Origin of the sequence: Cellulosimicrobium protaetiae (genome assembly GCF_009708005.2) — a bacterium.
In the GTDB taxonomy this organism is placed as follows: domain Bacteria; phylum Actinomycetota; class Actinomycetes; order Actinomycetales; family Cellulomonadaceae; genus Cellulosimicrobium; species Cellulosimicrobium protaetiae.
In genome coordinates, this window is record NZ_CP052757.1 from 961535 (window position 1) to 978083 (window position 16549).

Genomic DNA, 16549 nt, shown 5'->3' on the forward strand with positions numbered 1-16549 from the left:
ACGGTCAGCGGCCCCGACCGGTGCCGGGCTGCTCCGTCGGCGGGTCCCAGGGCAGGCGGGCCCGCACGACGAACCGGCCGCCGTCCACGCCGGCGTCGAACGTGCCGCCCACGGCCTCGCACCGCTCGCGCATACCCACGACCCCGGCACCGCCGCCCGGCACGCCGGTGCCGCCGACCGTGGCGCCGGGCTCACCGAGCAGCGGGGTGGCGTACGGGTCGAGGTCGCGCGTCAGCGCGTTGCGCACGGTGATGGTGACGCCGTCGCCGGGCCGCGCCCGGACGTCCACCTCCGCCCTGGCCCCGGGCGCATGCTTCATGACGTTGGTCAGGGACTCCTGCACCACCCGGTACACGGCCCGCGTGAGCGCGGGGGGCGCGGCGTCGGCGTCGGTGACGAACACGGTCGCCGCGAGGTCGACGCCCGCGGTCCGGGCGTCGTCGAGCAGGGTCGCGAGGTCTCCCAGGGCGGGAGCGGACCCGGTGTACTGCTCCGACCCGGCGCGCAGGGACGTGATGAGGGCGCGCATCTCGTCGAGCGCGCGGTGTGCGGAGGACCGCATGGTGCGGGCGGCGTCGACCACCCCGGGGTCGTTCGTGGTCACCTCGAGCGCGGACGCCTGGAGGGAGACGACGGAGAGGTTGTGCGCGACCGTGTCGTGCATCTCGCGCGCGATGAGCTCGCGCTCGTCCTGGCGCGACAGCTCGGTGCGCAGCTCGTCCGCCTGCGTGCTGAGCGCCTCCGCGCGCCGGTTCTCGGCGACGGCGACCTGCTGCGCGGCGTCGGCACGCCCGAGCGCCCGGCGCAGGAACCCGGCCCCCACGGACAGGGCGAGGCACAGCAGGGTCAGCACGACGTACCCCACCGGGTCGAGGTAGGACGTCGCGGTGGTCCCCACCGGTGTCGTGGAGAAGATCACCGCAGCGCCGTCGCGTGCCGCGTCGCGCCAGAACGAGACCCCGACGGCGAGCGTCGTCGCGGCGGTGCACAGCGCGACGACCTTCCACCGCCGCTCCCGCGCGATCACGAAGGGCAGCGCGACGAGCGGGGCCATCGCGCCGACGGGGGTCAGGACGCCCGCGGCGGCGGTGGCCAGGCACACGACGACGGCGTGCCGGTCGCGCCACACGACGGCCGCCGCGAGCCCGGCCGCGAGCACCCACCAGAACAGCGTGAGCCCGACCCGCCACCCGGCAGGGTCCGGGCCGAGCCCGATGTTGTCGTACGTCGCGCTGACGATCCCGACGCAGAACGTCGCGGTCGCCGCGGCGACGGTGCCCAGGACGGACCACGCCCGGCCGAGCAGCGATGGCCCGGTGGCGGGGCGGACGGGGTAGGGCCCGGCGGCGTGGTGGTACGGCGGCGGGTACGGGTGCGAGGAGAGCGGTGGGCCCGACGGCGGCCGTGTGCCGCCCGGGGGCGGGCCCGCCCAGGTCACGGGCGGGGTCGGCTGGCCCGCGTACGGGACAGGGTGTCGTGGCGGAGGGCCGCCGGCACCGCGGGGAGCACCGGCGCCGTACGGACCGGCCGGAGGCGGTCCGGGCTGCTGCGGTGGCGGGTGCATGGGCGCGAGCCTACGGGCACCCGCCGACGGCGGGGCTCCATCGTTCGGCCGGGGCCGGCGGTTTGGGATCCACCGGTCGGGGTGCCGGGTCGAGCCGGTCGGGGGATCCCCCGGATCGACCACGACGCGCACTCTCGTCGTCGAGACCAGCACGACGTCGCCGACCGAGCGCCGTCGACCACGACGCAGGAGGCGACGATGTCCGCACCCACCCCGCACCCGCAGCAGCACCCTCCGGTGCCGCCGACCGGCCCGCAGTCCTCGTTCGCCCCACCCCCCGGCGGCCATCCGCAGTCGGGACCGGCCGCGAGGCCCACGATGCCGCCCTACGGCGCGCACCCGCCGCAGGGCTACCCGGTCCACGGCTACCCGGCGCCGGGCGGGCAGCCGGGCGTCCCGCCCACGCCCCGGAAGTCCTGGTTCGCACGGCACAAGATCCTCACCGGGCTGGGCGTCGTCGTGCTCCTCATGATCGTGGGCGCGAGCCTCGGCGGCGGGGGCGACGACGAGCCGGCCGCGCCCGCCGCCGTCGCGGACGCGGGTGCCGAGGCCACCAGCCCCGAGGACGCCGACGTCGAGGCGGACACCGCGCCCGCCGAGGAGGAACCCGCCGAGGAGCCCGCACCCGCACCCGAGCCGCCCGCGGCGCCCGGCGTCGGGACGGCCGTGCGCGACGGCAAGTTCGAGTTCACCGTGACGTCGGTGGAGACCGGCGTCCCGAGCGTCGGCGACCAGTACCTCAGCCAGGAGGCGCAGGGCCAGTACGTGCTCGTGCACATGACGGTGACGAACATCGGCGACGAGGCGCAGATGTTCACGGGCGGCAACCAGCAGCTCACCGACACCGAGGGTCGCACGCACGAGAGCGACAGCACGGCAGCGATCTACCTCGGCGACACGAACAGCTTCCTCACGGACATCAACCCGGGCAACGCGGTCGAGGGGGTCGTCGTGTTCGACATCCCGGTCGACGCCGTCCCCGCGACGCTCTCCCTGCACGACTCGATGTTCTCGGGCGGCGTCGAGGTCTCGCTGGGCTGATCGCACCTCGCCGCCGTCCCGTCGCGGCGGGTCGGTCCTCACCGGGCGCCACGGCCACGTCCTCGATCGCTTCTAGGGTGTGACCGTGGCGCCGGGTCACGGAGTCGCAGGAGCGAAGACATGTTTGGTTGTGCGAGAAGTTGTTGACTTGTGAGAGTCCGCCCGGGACACTCGAAGCCCCGAGGTCGACGCCGTCCCGGGTTCTTGCCCCCTCACCGTCGAGAGGACACCCCATGAAGTACTTCTCGTCCCGCGCGCGCTCGCGTGCCACCGCTGTCACGAGTGCGTTGATCGCGCTCGGGCTGGCGGTCTCGGGCGCGGCCGCCGCCACGGCGGCGCCGGCCCCGGCGGCCGCACCGGCCGCGGTGCCCGTCGCCGAGCCGACGATCTCCCCGGTCGTCGACGCGAACTTCCCCGACCCCGACATCCTGCTCGTCGACGGCGTCTACCACGCCTACGCGACGAACCACCAGGGTCAGAACGTGCAGCACCGCACGTCGACGGACCTCGTCACGTGGAGCGCACCGACCGACGTCGCGCCCGACCTCGGAGCCTGGGTCAGCGAGTCGTGCACGTTCTCGCCGGGTGGCGCGACCGACCGCTGCGTGTGGGCCCCGGAGGTCTCGGCAGTCGAGGGCGGCTACGCCCTGTATTACACGGCGCGCGACGCGACGTCGCCCCGCCAGTGCCTCGGCGTTGCGCTGTCCGACACGCCGGAGGGCCCCTTCGTCCCCGTCGGCGACGACCCGATCGTGTGCCCCAACGGCGAGGCCGGCACGGAGGACCTCGGCGGCGCGATCGACGCCGCGACGTTCGTCGACGGCGACCAGCTCTACCTGCTGTGGAAGGCCGACGGGAACTGCTGCGCGGGCAAGACGGCCATCATCTTCGCCCAGCCGCTCTCGCCCGACGGCGCGACGCTCACCGGCCCGCCCGTCGAGCTGATCCGCGTCGACACGGCCTACGAGGGTCGCGTCGTCGAGGGCCCGACGCTCCTGGAGCGCGACGGCACGTACTACCTCTTCTACTCCGCCAACGACTTCGGCGGGGGCGGCTACCGCACCTCGTACGCGACGGCGTCGAGCCTCGCCGGCCCGTGGACCAAGGCCACGACCGAGCTCCTCACGAGCGACCGCTTCCAGGGCGACGTGCGCGGCCCGGGCGGGCAGGACGTCGTGACGGCGCCCGACGGCTCCGACGCGATCGTCTTCCACGGCTGGAACGAGGCGTTCACCTACCGCGCGATGTACGTCGCGGACCTCGAGTGGACCGCGGACGGCGTCCCGTTCGTCCCGCAGGCGTCCGACCGCTACCAGGCCGAGGACGGCGTCGTCACGAACGCGCGCGTCGTGGCCGACGGCGGGGCGTCGGGCGGGGCGAAGGTCGGCGGCCTGGACTTCGCCGACTCGTCCGTGACGGTCGAGGTCCACGCCGACGAGGCCGGCCCGGCCCTCCTGGGCATCCGGTTCGCCAACGGGTCCTTCGACGGCTCGACCCGCGTCCCGTCGACGAGCACGCTGTCCGTCAACGGCGGGGCCGCGGAGACCGTCGTCTTCCCGCACACCACGTGGGGCAACTGGCAGACGTCCGAGCACGTCGTGGACCTCGTCGCGGGCACCAACACGATCACGCTGACCCGCGGGACGTTCTACACCGAGCTCGACGCGTTCGACGTCTACCCCGCGACGCGCGACCCGCGCCCGTCCGCGCCGCCCGTCATCCCGTCCGACGCGACGCGGTACGAGTTCGAGGACGGCGTCATCACACGCGGCTCTGTCGGGAGCGCGTCGGGTGCGTCCGGCGGTCAGAAGGTCGGCGGGCTCGACTTCCTCGACAGCTCCGTCGCGCTCCAGGTCCACGCCGACGAGGCGGGCCCGTACACGCTGGGGGTCCGGTTCGCGAACGGCTCCGAGCGGGGTGGCTACACGCTCGCCTCGACGAGCACCGTCACGGTGAACGGCGCGGACGCCGGGGTCGTCACCTTCCCGCACACCACGTGGGGCAACTGGCAGTCGGTCACGCACGAGGTCGAGCTCCAGCAGGGCTGGAACACCGTCGCCCTCACCAAGCTCACCTGGTACACCGAGCTTGACGCGCTCGACGTCTTCCCGGCCGAGGTGCCGCCCGTCGACCCGCAGGTCACCGTCACCGCGCAGCCGCGCTGCCTCGGCGGCACCCCGTACCTCGCCGTGCGCGCGACGAACGACGGCGACGAGACCGTCGCGATCGCCCTCCGGACCGAGCACGGCGAGCGGTCGTTCTCCCAGGTGGACCCGGGCAAGAACGCGTACCAGTCGTTCAAGGTCCGCGGCGGCGCGCTCGCGGCGGGCGAGGCGCTGGTCGTCGTCACCGACGTCGCGGGGACGACGACGGAGGTGACCGCCGCGTACGACGCGCTCACCTGCGCGTAGCCTCGAAAGACCCGCGGTACCGCTCGGCCGATGAGCGGTGCCGTGGGCCTGCCCGACGAGATCGACCCCAGCGTCGCGAGATCGGCCTCCTGAAGGTTGATCTCGAACGCTGGGGTCGATTTCGTGGTGCGGTGCGGTGCGGTGCGGTGCGGTGCACGACGGCGCCCGTGTCTCTGCTGCGGACGCCACGGTGGCAAGGTGCCCGACGGCGGCCGTGCGGACGTGTGGGACGGAGCGCCCGACGGCGGTCGTCGAGTGCGGGGGCGGGAATCAGTCGGGCAGGTCGTCGGTGACGAGCCGAGACCGGGCCTCGTAGACGCGCAGCGCGTCGGCGGCTGATGTGATGGTCGCGGTGCCGGAACAGGGGGTCCATGACGAACTCGTCGCCCGTTTAGACCTCATCGCCGACGGGCGGCAACGGCGAACGGGGCGGTGACTCAGTCCGAAGCGTCCGGGTGCTCCTCGATCAGATGGTCGACGCCCCGTGCGACCTCCGGGATGTTGATCGCCAGGATCGCCCAGAGCAGCTCGGTGTCGACGATGTCGTAGCCGTGGGCGATGACGTTGCGCGCGTCCTTGACGCGCCGGAGCTCGAGGTCGGGGTGGGCGCCGACGAATCCTGGCTCGTCCCGGTCGATCCTGCTGACGCACTCTCCGAGTCGGATCAGGAGGTCTTCGGCGGCGTAGCGCAGCATCTCGTCGGCGTCGTAGGCGTCCTTGCCTCGTGCGATGAGGCGCCCCACGGCCTCGGCGTGCTCCACCAGGTCGCGGAGCCACCGCCGCGTCCGAGCGTTCACAGCGGGACGGCCTCGGCGAGGACGTCGCGATGCTTGGCGCGCAGCCCACCCTCGGTGACCACGTCGACGTGAACGCCGAGCAGCTCCGACAGCTCGCGAGACGTCGAGACGAAGCGCCAGGCGTCCTCGGGACGCACGTCGACGACGATGTCGACGTCGCTCATCGGGGTGTCATCGCCGCGTGCCACGGACCCGAAGACCCGTGGGTTGTGCCCACCGTTGCGACGGATGAGGTCCCGGACCTCGTCCCGGTGGGCACGCAGCCGATCCGACGGCCGGATCATCGCGCGACGAATCCGGTCGAGCATCGCGGGTGACGCCTGACGCTTGCCGGACTCGTAGGCCGACAGGTTGGACGCCGCGATGCCGGTGATCTCGGCCAGACGCGCCTGCGTCAGCCCTGCGCGCTCACGCTCGGCTCGGAGATCCGTCATGCACTCGAGGTTATCAGTGATAACTCGCAAGAGGGGTGGATGTACCGAGGCGCTCTCGTGCCGCGAGACCTTTCGACAAGTGGTGCGAACGGCCCGTCGTCACGCGAGCTGGACGCTCCCCTCCTCGCGTAGCGCATCCCGGGATGAGCCCGTGGTGCCGATCGGCCGATGAGCGGCACCACGGGTGCTCTCCAGGCGGCCCCGGTGCGAGTTGTCCACAGGCGCGGCATCGGGGCTGGTCGTGACCGCCGCTCGCGCCCTAGGGTCGCCTGCATCCGAACGGACAGGGGGCCCGGTCGGTCCGTCGTCGTGGGCCCCGGAGAGCGGGGGGACATGACGGAGCAGGACGTCGCGGCGGCGATGCCGGGAGGGTCGCCGGAGCACCGAGAGGTGCGTGGAGGCGGGTACGAGACGGCCACTGACGACACGACGACACGGGGGGAGCCCGCCGTCCTGAGCGACGGTCTGCCACGGGCAGGGCAGGGCTGGGCCACCGCCGGGCCGCGGCTGGGTCGGGCCGCAGCCCGCGCGGGCTTCGGGTACGTGATCGGTCTCGCGTTCAGCAACGTGGTCGTCCTCGGCGTCGCGGCCCTCGTCGCGGCCGGTCGGCTCGCCGACCTCTCGCCCGCCGACGACCTCCCGGTGGTCGCACCCGTCCCCACCGGTTCCTCGCCGGACATGGGCTTCACCACCTACGTTGTCACGGTCCTCCTGCTGCTGAGCGCCGCACTCTTCGCACCCTTCGAGGTGTCGTGGCCCGGGGTCGGCTCGTTCGACCTGTACGCCGTCCCGCTCACGGTGACGACCCTGATCGCGGTGGCGCTCGTCGCCGGCACGACGTGGCGTGCCGACTCGTCGCCGCGCACGGCCCGCGAGCGCTGGACGGACGCCGGGCTGACCGGGGCCGTCCTGGGGCTGGCCGGCGCGGTCACCGCCCTCTCCGTGCAGCTGACCTTTCCCGCGGGCTACTTCGCGACGGTCGGGACCGTCGGCGCCGAACCCTGGGGCGCGCTCGCGGGCGGTGCGCTGCTCGGGACCGCCGCGACCGCCGTCGGGCACACGCTGCGGCGCCGCCCGACCGGAGGGGGCTGGGCGATCGCCCCGGAGCGGCTCGGAGTCACGCCGCCCCTCGCGCTGCGTCGCGCGTGCGGCGCAGCGGCGGCGGCGTCGGTCCTGCTCGTCGCGGTCGCCGCGGTCGTCGTGTTCCTGTCGTCCGCCGCCGCCGCCGCCAGCGACCCGGCGAGCGCGACGATCGCCCTCCTGCTTGTCGGGCCCAACCTCGTCGCCGTGGCGCTCGGGGTCGCGGGCCTCGGGGGTCTGACGACCTCGGTCTCGATAGGCCCGCACGCGGAGGTCGAGACGTACACGCTCCTGCACCCTGACGTCCCCGGCGCCGCGTGGCTGCTCGTCCTCGTCCCGGTCGTCGCCACCGTCGTCGCGGCGCTGCGCCTGCACCTCGGCAGGCTGGTCGACGGCCGTGCGGCCCGGTGGGAGGACGCCTGGGCGACCCCGACGGTGCTTACCGTCGTCGCCCTCGTCGCGGTGCCGCTCGCGGGCGTGCGGGCGACGGTGAGCTACGAGAGCAGCTACGAGGAGGTCGCCGGGGCCATGGGGTGGGGACTCGCGCCGTGGACGGTGCTCGTCGCGGCGCTGTGGGGCCTTCTCGCGGAGGCGCTCTCTCGCGTCGCTGGCCCCGTTCTCGGCGCCGCCCTGCCGCACCGGGTCGTTCGTCTGCTCGCTCCGCGGCCTCTCGCCGCCCTCCCTCCGGTCGGCCCGCTCCCCACCGGTGCGGGGCCGGCGGTGGCCCCGCAGCAGCCGGCCGCCGCCGATCCCGTGCGGGTCGGTGGAGCAGCGGGAGGCGTGCCCGCACCCGAGGCGCGGGCCGTCGACCCGCGCAGCGCGCGGCGCATCCTCGCGGTCGTGGCGCTCGCCGCAGTCGTGGTCGTCGGTGCCGTGGTCGCCCGCGGCGCGGTGGCCTCGACCGTGTTCGCACCGGAGCGACCCGTCGAGCGGTACCTCGCCGCGCTCGAGGCGGGCGACGCGTCGAGGGCGCTCGCGCTCGCCGACCCGGACGTCGCGCGCGCCGAGCGCGTGCTCCTGACGCACGCCGTGTACGAGGACGCGGAAGCCCGCCCCTCGGGTGCGCGCGTCCTCGGCGTCGAGCGTGATCGGGCTGCCGGGACGGCGGTGGTCACGGTGGCCTGGGACCAGGACGGTGTGAAGTCGGAGCACGACTTCACGGTGCGTCGGGTGGGCAGCAGGTTCGGGGTCTTCGACGACTGGGAGATCGTCGCGCCCCCGGTGTCCGTCGTCGATCTCGGTGCCCTCCCCGGGGAGGGCTCCGCGACGGTGGTCGTGAACGGTGTCGAGGTGGACGTGACCGACCCGTCGTCGCCGTCGTTCGTCGCGTTCCCCGGCCGGTGGGAGGTGACGCTGCCCGACGCCGGACCGAACCTGCAGTCGTCCACGGCGACGCTGCTCGTGACGGCGCCGGGCGTCCCGCCCCGTCCCGTCGGCTCCGCCGACGACCTGCCGTTGCGGTACTCGCTGACCGAGGCGGCGCTCGAGGCAGCCGTCGAGCAGGCACGGGAGCAGCTCGACGGCTGCCTGGCGGCGACGAGCGCACGGCCCGACGGGTGCCCCGTGTACGACTGGTCCTACGGCGCCTCCGAGGCGCAGGACGTGACGTGGACGCTCGCGACGGAGCCGACCTTCGAGGCCGAGCAGCTCGACGCGTCGACCGTGCGGGTGCACGTCTCCGACGGTCTCGCGACGACGTCGGGCACCCTGCCCGCGCAGCCGGGTCGCCTCTTCGGGCGGGAGAGCCCCGAGCCGTACACGGGCGAGGTCGAGATCGACTACGCGGTGGAGCTCTCGGTGCAGGACGGCGAGCTGGTGCTCCGGGAGTCCGCCTGGTGGTGAGGTGCGGCGTGGCCGGGACGAGCGTCCCGGCCGCGCTCACTCCCCGCTGATCTCCAGCCCGGTCAAGGACCACGGTCCCCAGCCGGCGGTCTCCCACGTGAGGACGCCGTACCAGCCACCGCTCGTGAGCGTGCGGCACGACCACCGTCCCCGGTCCTCGTGCGTGCACTCCGGTTCGCGCATCGTCTCCCCGTGCTCGACGAGCGCCCGCAGGTCGGCGTGGATGGCCTCGTCGGCAAGGGCGGTCGCGGCGCCGGCGTCGCGCGCGTCGAGAGCCTCGAGGAGCTCGAACGTCGCTCCTTCCGCGGTGTGGACGACGACGTCGGTCGGGGTGAGCGCGTCGCCGTCCAGCACGTATCGCGCGGACGCGGGGGAGTCGCCCATCGCGAGCGAGTCCTCGTCGGTTCCCGTCCACCAGCGGACCTCGACCGCTCCGTCCACGAAGGTGACGTCCTCGACCCACTCGCGCCCGAACTGCGTCTCCTCGAACGGGCTGAGCACGTGGGTGACCTGCGCCGTGGACTCCTCGGGCCCGGCCTCGAGCACGCCGAGCACCTGCGGCCAGGCGGACCCGCCGTGGTGGCAGGAGAACACGCCCACGGCCACGGGCACCGCCTCGGGGCCGAGCGAACCGTGCACGACCTCGTCCTCCAGCCACACCCCGCCCTCGGGCCCGTCCGGAGCGGTGCCCTCGAGCACGCCGTCGACGAGGCGACCGGGCGGGAAGTCGCACAGGCTCGGCACCCGGGCGCCGAGGACGGCGTCGAGGGTCGGCACGGCGTGATCCGTGGCGGCCTCGGTTGACGACCCGGTACCCGGGACGGAGTCTGTCGGGGACGGTGACGTCGGCGGCCCGGCGAGGTGGGCCGTGCACCCGCCGAGCACGAGCGCGACCAGGACGCCGGCGAGCGAATTCCGCCCCAGGACGACAGGTCGAGGGGGCGGCCCAGGGAGGGCCGACCCGGGGCGCTCGGTTCGATCCGACGGGTGCTGGCTGACGCCGTGGCGATGTGGGCGGCTGTGCACGACGCCGGTGCGTGCCGACGATCTCCGCGCCATCATCCGGGCAGGTCGTCGGTGACGAGGCGAGACCGGGCTTCGTAGACGCGCAGAGGGTCGGCGGTGCTGGTGGTCGTGGCGGTGCCCGTGACGTCGGTCCAGTTCGGCGTGCCGGTGATGCGGAACTGCCCGGACCAGGTCGTGGTCAAGGAGATCTGAACCTGGTCGGCGGGCTGGTCGTAGGTGTGCGCGACGGTGTGGTGGGGGTAGGCGGCGCCGGGGTCGGTGGTGGCGAGCGGGGTGGTGCCGTCGCCGTAGTCCCAGGTGTAGGTGCGGGGGGTGGCGCGGATCTGGACGGGGATGCCGAGCAGGGTGGTGTCCAGCACCTGCTCGCCCGGCTCGGTGTAGGTGATGGTGGGGACGTTGACCAGGGTCCAGCCGTCCGGGGGCTGCACGATGACGGGGGACGGGGTGATGGTCAGGGTCGCCAGGGCGCGTGCGGCTTCGTCGGCGAGGTCGGCCGGGGTGATGCAGGAGTGTTCGGCCACGGGGTCCCCGGCTGCGGACCACTCGCCTGGTGTGCCGTCGGTCCCGATCTCGCGGGTCTGGCGGTAGAGCGCGCCGAGGTAGTACGAGCTCTGGTCGCACTCCAGCCCTTCGGCGATCAGGCGTTCCCAGTCCGCGCAGCGACCGGATAGGTCCGACGTCGGGTCGTCCAGACCGTTGAAGACCGAGCAGGTGGTCTGCGCGGCACGGTAGTACCGCTCCGTCGCCGGACCGCCGGCAGATCCGCCAGTCTCGTAGGTCCCACCGCCAGCGGTCGCCACCTCAGCGTCGACCGTCACGCTCTGCCCGGCCGCCTGCGCTCTGTTTCCGAAGCCCGCCGGGGCCTCGGGCGCAGGCGATGCGGGCGGCACCGAGTTTGTCGGAGGGCTGTCGTCTGTCCGACTGCGGGTTGTCTCGCCCGCCGCGAATGCCTGGCTCGCCGTGAAGAGGATGGCTATGGTGGCAAGAGCCGCGAGCACTGTGCGCCGCATTCTTCTCACCCCTCGTCCTTGGGCATAGGCGCAACCTCTACGACCACCCAGGATCCGGTGTTCCGCCCCATCTCGATTCGTAGTTCGACGGTGTCCCGTGGAACGGTCTCGACGCTCTGGCCAGTGGCGTCGCTCACCTCGATCGGTTCTTGGTGGGTGCGAACATCGAGGGGAAAGATCCCGGTCTGCGAGTCGCGTGCGTAACTGGTCAGGATCTCGACGGTGGTCTCGCCCCCGGTGAAGACCGAACCTGAGTCCGACAGCCAGCGCGCATTGGCGAGGCTCTCCGAGCAGTAGCCGCACTCCTGATGAGACATGGCTTCCCACTCGGCGGTATCGCTCGAGGTCATGATGTACGGGTAGAGCTCGAGGAAGTACTCCGCGGCCGCGGCGGCGCCCTCGGCGTCGTCGCGGTCCATCGCGGTGGGTCGTTCCGGCTTGACCGGGCCGGTCTCGGTCGGCGACGGCTCGGGTGTCTCCGTCGGTGACGGTTCCGCCGACGTCTCGATCGGCGTCGGGTCGGGCTCGGTGCTGCCGGAGCACGCGGCGGCCATGCACCCCACGACGAGCGCGACGCCGAGGGTGAGTGCCCGCCGTCGGGCGGACGGCCAGGAACGTGGCGGGTCGGTCGCCCTCACGGGCACGACGGCGTGGGACGGCACACGGACGGACGGACTCACGAAGACCCCCTGCTGGTCGGCGTCGAGCGGTGGCCGCGCGAGTGGCTGGGCAGCGCCGCGCGAACCTCCCAGAACCTAGCGAAACCGCGCGCCGGGCGGAACCGTCCGTCCCGCCCTGTGGACGACGGCCGCGCAGGTGTCCGTGACGTTGCCTCTCCACAGGGCTGCGTGGCGCGTCGGGCACGGGTGCATGAACGTTGCCCGAAGCCTCGATCCGTACCTGGACATCACAGGGCAAAAAGGGCGCGGCCGCTTCCTATGCTCGCCGTGGCCGCCCACCCGCAGGACGGGTTCCGTGCCGGCCGTGACCTCACCCCTCGTACGAGCGGATCCTTGCTGTGACCACCGTCCTCACCCCGGAGTCCCCGGGTTCCTCGGGCGCGCCGCGCGCCGCCGCCCGGGCCTCGGGCCCGGCCGCACCCGGCCGACCCGGCGGCCCTGCGCCGTCCGACCCCGCCGACCGTGAGGCGCAGGCGCTGCACCGCAGCCGCCTGGGTGCGCGACGCCGTCGGCGGAACCTGCTGTGGGTGCTGCTGCTCGCGGGGCCGAACCTCGTGCTCCTGCTGGTGTTCGTGTACCGGCCGCTGCTGCAGAGCTTCTACCTCTCGACGCTGCAGTGGAACCTCGGGTCGCCGGTCGCGCGCCAGGTGGGGCTGGGCAACTACGTCGAGTGGTTCACCGCGCCGACGACGGGCCGGATCGTCACCACGACGCTCGTCTTCACGGTCGCGACGGTCGGTGGCGCGATGGTCCTCGGCCTGGGCCTGGCGCTGCTGCTCAACCGCCGCCTCAAGGGCCGCGGCGTCGCCCGGACCGTCGCGTTCGCGCCGTACGTGCTGTCGGGCTTCGCGGTCGGGATCCTGTGGCTGTTCATGTTCGACCCGCGCTACGGGCTGGTCCAGGAGCTGCTCGGCTGGGTCGGCGTCGCGTCGCCGCAGTGGTACACGCAGCGCCCGTGGCCGCTCGTGATGATCGTCGTGGTCTACCTGTGGAAGAACCTCGGGTACGTCGCCCTCATCTACCTGGCGGTCCTGCAGTCGGTGCCGCAGGACCTCCGGGACGCCGCGGCGCTCGACGGTGCGTCGTCGGCCCGGACGCTGCGGTCGATCATCCTGCCGCTGCTCACCCCGACGACGTTCTTCCTCGTCGTGACGATGCTCCTCGCGTCGCTGCAGTCCTTCGACATCATCAAGGCGATGACGCAGGGCGGCCCGCTCGGTTCGACGACGACGCTCATGTACTCGATCTACGAGGAGAGCTTCGTCAACGGTCGCGCCGGGTACGCGTCGGCGGTCGCCACGATCCTCTTCCTCGTGCTGCTCGCGGTGACCGCGGTGCAGATGCGGTTCGTCCAGCGGAAGGTCCACTACGCATGAGCGCCGTCGCGCCCACCTCGACCGGGCGCCCCGAGACCGCGCCCGCCACCCCGGCCGCGCTGACCGCTCCGGGCCCGCGCACCACGTCGGCCCGACGCCGCAGCCTCCAGCCGGGCGGCTACCTCGCCCTGGTCCTCGCGACCGTCGTGCTCGGCGCGCCGCTGCTGTGGATGGTGCTCGCGAGCATGAAGACGCCCGCGGAGCTGTACACCGTCCCGCTGCAGTGGCTCCCGGGCAGCGTCAACCTCGACAACTACGCGCAGGCGGCGGACTCGGTCCCGCTCGGGCGGCTGCTGGCCAACAGCGTCGGGATCACGGTCGTGGGCGCGGGCCTCAAGGTCGCGCTGGGGCTCACGTGCGCGTACGCGCTCGTGTTCCTCGACTTCCCGTTCAAGAAGGTCGTGTTCGGGCTCGTCATCGCGACGCTCATGATCCCGCCGCAGATCACGATCATCCCCAACTACACGCTCGTCGCGAGCCTCGGGTGGCTCAACACCTACCAGGGCATCCTCGTGCCCGGCCTCGCGAGCGCGTTCGGGACGTTCCTGTTCCGCCAGCACTTCCTCACGCTGCCGCGCTCGATCCTCGAGGCCGCAGAGCTCGACGGCGCGGGCCACTGGCGCAAGCTGTGGCGGTTCGTCGTGCCGATGAGCACGCCGACGCTCGCGGCAGTCGCGCTCGTGTCCGTCGTGACGGAGTGGAACGACTACCTGTGGCCGTTCCTCGTCATCGACCGCCCGGACAAGATGACCCTCCCCGTCGGCCTCACGCTGCTCCAGAACACCGACGGCATGACGAACTGGGGCGTGCTGCTCGCCGCGACGGTCGTCGTGACGCTGCCGATCCTCGTCGTCTTCCTCGTCCTGCAGCGCCGCCTCGTCGCCGGCCTCACGGCCGGCGCGGTCACCGGCTGACCCATCCCGCGCCGTCGTGCCCGACGACGGCGCCCACCCCGGGCGGGCCGCGGGCCCGCCCACCACCACCGAGCTCCCCGGTCCGCCCGCAGCGGTCCGGGTTCCCCGAAGCGCACCGAGACCCGGTGCACGACCTGAAGGAGCACCTGTGTCCCACCGCACCGCACCCCGGCCCGCGCGCCGTCGTCGGGCCCGCGCCGCAGCCACCGCCGTCACGGCGGTCACCGCCCTCGCGCTCACCGCGTGCGCCGGGCCGAGCGTGGCCGGGGCCGACGGCGCCGCCACCGCGGGCGACGAGGCGACGGCCGAGGCCGTCGACTGGTCCGCCGTCGAGCCGGCGTCCGAGATCACGTGGTGGAGCAACCACCCCGGCACGTCGCAGGAGATCGAGCAGGAGCTGATCGACCGGTTCGAGGAGGAGTCCGGGATCTCGGTCGAGCTCGTCACCGCGGGCGCGAACTACGACGAGGTCGCGCAGCGCTTCCAGGCCGCGTCGCAGACCGACGAGCTGCCCGACGTCGTCATCGCGTCCGACGTGTGGTGGTTCCGCTACCACCTCAACGACCAGATCCTGCCGCTCGACGACGTGCTCGAGTTCGTCGAGGCCGACGCCGACGACTTCCAGCCCGCGCTCTACGCGGACTACGAGTACGACGACCAGCACTGGGCCGTGCCCTACGCGCGCTCGACGCCGCTGTTCTACTACAACAAGGACCTGTGGACGGCGGCCGGCCTGCCCGACCGCGGCCCCGAGACGTGGGAGGAGCTCGAGGCCTGGGACGCGTCCGTCAAGCCGCTCGTCCCGGCCGGCGGGTCGACGTTCGGCCTGTCCACCGGGCCGTCGTGGGGCGCGTGGTGGTTCGAGAACATGATCTGGGGCCAGGGCGGCGCGTACTCCGACGGGTTCGACCTCACGCTCGACTCGGAGGAGTCGGTCGCGGGCGGCCAGTTCCTGCACGAGCTGTTCCACGAGAAGGGCGTCGCGACGCTCTCCGCGGACGACGCGATGGCCGACTTCTCGTCCGGTCTCATCGCCTCGACGATCGGCTCGACGGGCTCGCTCAAGGGCGCGCTCGACGCGGCGTCGTTCGAGGTCGGCACGGCGTACCTGCCCGACGGCCCGGCCGGCGGCGGCACCCCGACGGGCGGCACCGGCCTCGCGATCCCGTCGTCGAAGTCGCCCGAGGAGCAGCTCGCCGCGGCGATGTTCCTCGCGTTCCTCACGAACACCGACAACACCGCGTACTTCTCGCAGAACACCGGCTACATGCCGGTGCGCACGTCGGCCGTCGAGTCCGACACGATGAAGGCCATCTACGAGACGACGCCGCAGTTCCGCACCGCGGTCGACCAGCTCGCCGACAAGGCACGCATCCAGGACGACGTCCGCGTGTTCGTCCCCGGCGCCGACGCGCTGCTCAACGAGGCGATCGAGCAGATCGTCATCGAGGGCGTCGACCCGGCGACCGCGTTCGAGTCGGTCACGCCGCGCATCGAGACGGCGTACACCGAGAACGTCGAGCCCTACCTGTGACGGCGACCGTGACCGCGACGGCGCCCACCGGCGCAGTGTCCGAGCGGGCCGGGCGCCCGCGCGTCATCGCCCACCGCGGCAACAGCTCGGTCGCTCCGCAGAACACGCTCGCCGCGTTCGAGGCGGCGTGGCGGGCCGGGGCGCACAGCATCGAGATCGACGTGCAGCTCACGGCGGACGGCGAGCCGGTCGTCATCCACGACGACACGGTCGACGCGACGACGTCGGGCAGCGGCACGGTCGCGCGGCTGGACCGCGCGGCGATCCGGGCGCTCGACGCCGGGTCGTGGTTCTCGCCGGCGTTCGGCGGCCAGCGCGTGCCGACGTTCGCCGAGGTGGTCGACCTCCTCGTCCGCCGGCCGGGGATGGACCTGCTGCTCGAGCTCAAGGGGTCGTGGACGGCGGAGCAGGTGCGGCGCGTCACGGGCCCGATCCGGTTCGCGGGCATCGCGGACCGGGTCGTCGGGCAGAGCTTCTGGCCCGAGACGGTCGCGGCCCTGCGCGAGGCGGACCCGGGCCTGCGCCGCGGGCTGCTCGTCGCGTCGCTCGACGACGACGTGCTCGCCCGCTGCGCCGAGCTCGACGTCGTGACGTGCAACCCGATGGGCCTGCTCCTCCTCGAGGACCCGGGGCTCGTGCAGCGCCTGCACGACGCCGGTCTCGAGGTCGCGGTGTGGACGCTCGACGAGACCGCGCACTGGGCGGACGCCGTCGAGCTCGGCGTGGACGCGATCATCACCGACCGGCCGGACCGCCTCGCGGGCTGGCTCGCGGGCCGGGACGTCTAGGACGTCCCGCGGGACCCGGGGTGGTGGGGCGGGGCCGTGCGGCTCCGCCCCA

General features: G+C 73.3%; 13 protein-coding genes. 7 read left to right on the forward strand and 6 right to left on the reverse strand.

Annotated elements, in window-relative coordinates; translation table 11 throughout:
* Window positions 1–4 precede the first annotated feature (4 nt).
* Window positions 5–1564 (reverse strand): sensor histidine kinase, encoded by a 1560-nt coding sequence (locus FIC82_RS04055; protein ID WP_154797662.1) that lies wholly within the window; start codon window positions 1562–1564, stop codon window positions 5–7.
* A gap of 198 nt (window positions 1565–1762) precedes the next feature.
* On the opposite strand from FIC82_RS04055, the gene FIC82_RS04060 reads away from it, so the two are divergent.
* Window positions 1763–2605 carry a DUF4352 domain-containing protein gene (locus FIC82_RS04060; RefSeq protein WP_253691428.1) on the forward strand — a complete coding sequence of 281 codons (843 nt, stop codon included), beginning with the start codon at window positions 1763–1765 and terminating at the stop codon, window positions 2603–2605.
* 233 nt (window positions 2606–2838) lie between these two features.
* On the forward strand, window positions 2839–5016 hold the full coding sequence (locus FIC82_RS04065) for a family 43 glycosylhydrolase (protein ID WP_154797663.1): 2178 nt from the start codon (window positions 2839–2841) through the stop codon (window positions 5014–5016).
* Between the two features lie 437 nt (window positions 5017–5453).
* Here FIC82_RS04065 and FIC82_RS04070 read toward each other — a convergent pair whose 3' ends face one another.
* On the reverse strand, window positions 5454–5813 hold the full coding sequence (locus tag FIC82_RS04070; RefSeq protein WP_154797664.1) for a HepT-like ribonuclease domain-containing protein: 360 nt from the start codon (window positions 5811–5813) through the stop codon (window positions 5454–5456).
* On the reverse strand, window positions 5810–6247 hold the full coding sequence (locus FIC82_RS04075) for a helix-turn-helix domain-containing protein (protein WP_154797665.1): 438 nt from the start codon (window positions 6245–6247) through the stop codon (window positions 5810–5812). The genes FIC82_RS04070 and FIC82_RS04075 overlap by 4 nt, the downstream gene beginning before the upstream one ends.
* Before the next feature lie 333 nt (window positions 6248–6580).
* On the opposite strand from FIC82_RS04075, the gene FIC82_RS04080 reads away from it, so the two are divergent.
* The gene (locus tag FIC82_RS04080; RefSeq protein ID WP_154797666.1) at window positions 6581–9169 is read left to right on the forward strand and encodes a hypothetical protein; all 2589 of its coding nucleotides are present in this window, start codon (window positions 6581–6583) and stop codon (window positions 9167–9169) included.
* Between the two features lie 36 nt (window positions 9170–9205).
* Here the strand turns inward: FIC82_RS04080 and FIC82_RS04085 are convergent, their stop codons facing one another.
* From FIC82_RS04085 to FIC82_RS04095, 3 genes are all read right to left on the reverse strand, one after another.
* On the reverse strand, window positions 9206–9946 hold the full coding sequence (locus FIC82_RS04085; protein ID WP_154797667.1) for a hypothetical protein: 741 nt from the start codon (window positions 9944–9946) through the stop codon (window positions 9206–9208).
* 281 nt (window positions 9947–10227) lie between these two features.
* Window positions 10228–11205: a hypothetical protein gene (locus FIC82_RS04090; protein WP_154797668.1), complete on the reverse strand. Its 978-nt coding sequence runs from the start codon at window positions 11203–11205 to the stop codon at window positions 10228–10230.
* A 5-nt stretch (window positions 11206–11210) separates the two neighbouring features.
* Window positions 11211–11759, reverse strand: a complete 549-nt coding sequence (locus FIC82_RS04095; protein ID WP_154797669.1) for a DUF6318 family protein — start codon at window positions 11757–11759, stop codon at window positions 11211–11213.
* Between the two features lie 464 nt (window positions 11760–12223).
* Between FIC82_RS04095 and FIC82_RS04100 the strand changes: the two genes are divergently transcribed.
* The 4 genes from FIC82_RS04100 (at window position 12224) to FIC82_RS04115 (ending at window position 16497) form a co-directional block, all read left to right on the forward strand.
* Window positions 12224–13261: a carbohydrate ABC transporter permease gene (locus FIC82_RS04100; protein ID WP_418884342.1), complete on the forward strand. Its 1038-nt coding sequence runs from the start codon at window positions 12224–12226 to the stop codon at window positions 13259–13261.
* Window positions 13258–14175, forward strand: coding sequence for a carbohydrate ABC transporter permease (locus FIC82_RS04105; protein WP_154797670.1), 918 nt, complete (start codon window positions 13258–13260; stop codon window positions 14173–14175). Before FIC82_RS04100 ends, FIC82_RS04105 begins: the two co-directional genes overlap by 4 nt.
* 148 nt (window positions 14176–14323) lie before the next feature.
* Window positions 14324–15709, forward strand: a complete 1386-nt coding sequence (locus FIC82_RS04110) for an ABC transporter substrate-binding protein (protein WP_168731472.1) — start codon at window positions 14324–14326, stop codon at window positions 15707–15709.
* Window positions 15706–16497, forward strand: a complete 792-nt coding sequence (locus FIC82_RS04115) for a glycerophosphodiester phosphodiesterase (protein ID WP_253691430.1) — start codon at window positions 15706–15708, stop codon at window positions 16495–16497. Before FIC82_RS04110 ends, FIC82_RS04115 begins: the two co-directional genes overlap by 4 nt.
* The last annotated feature ends 52 nt before the right edge of the window (window positions 16498–16549 follow it).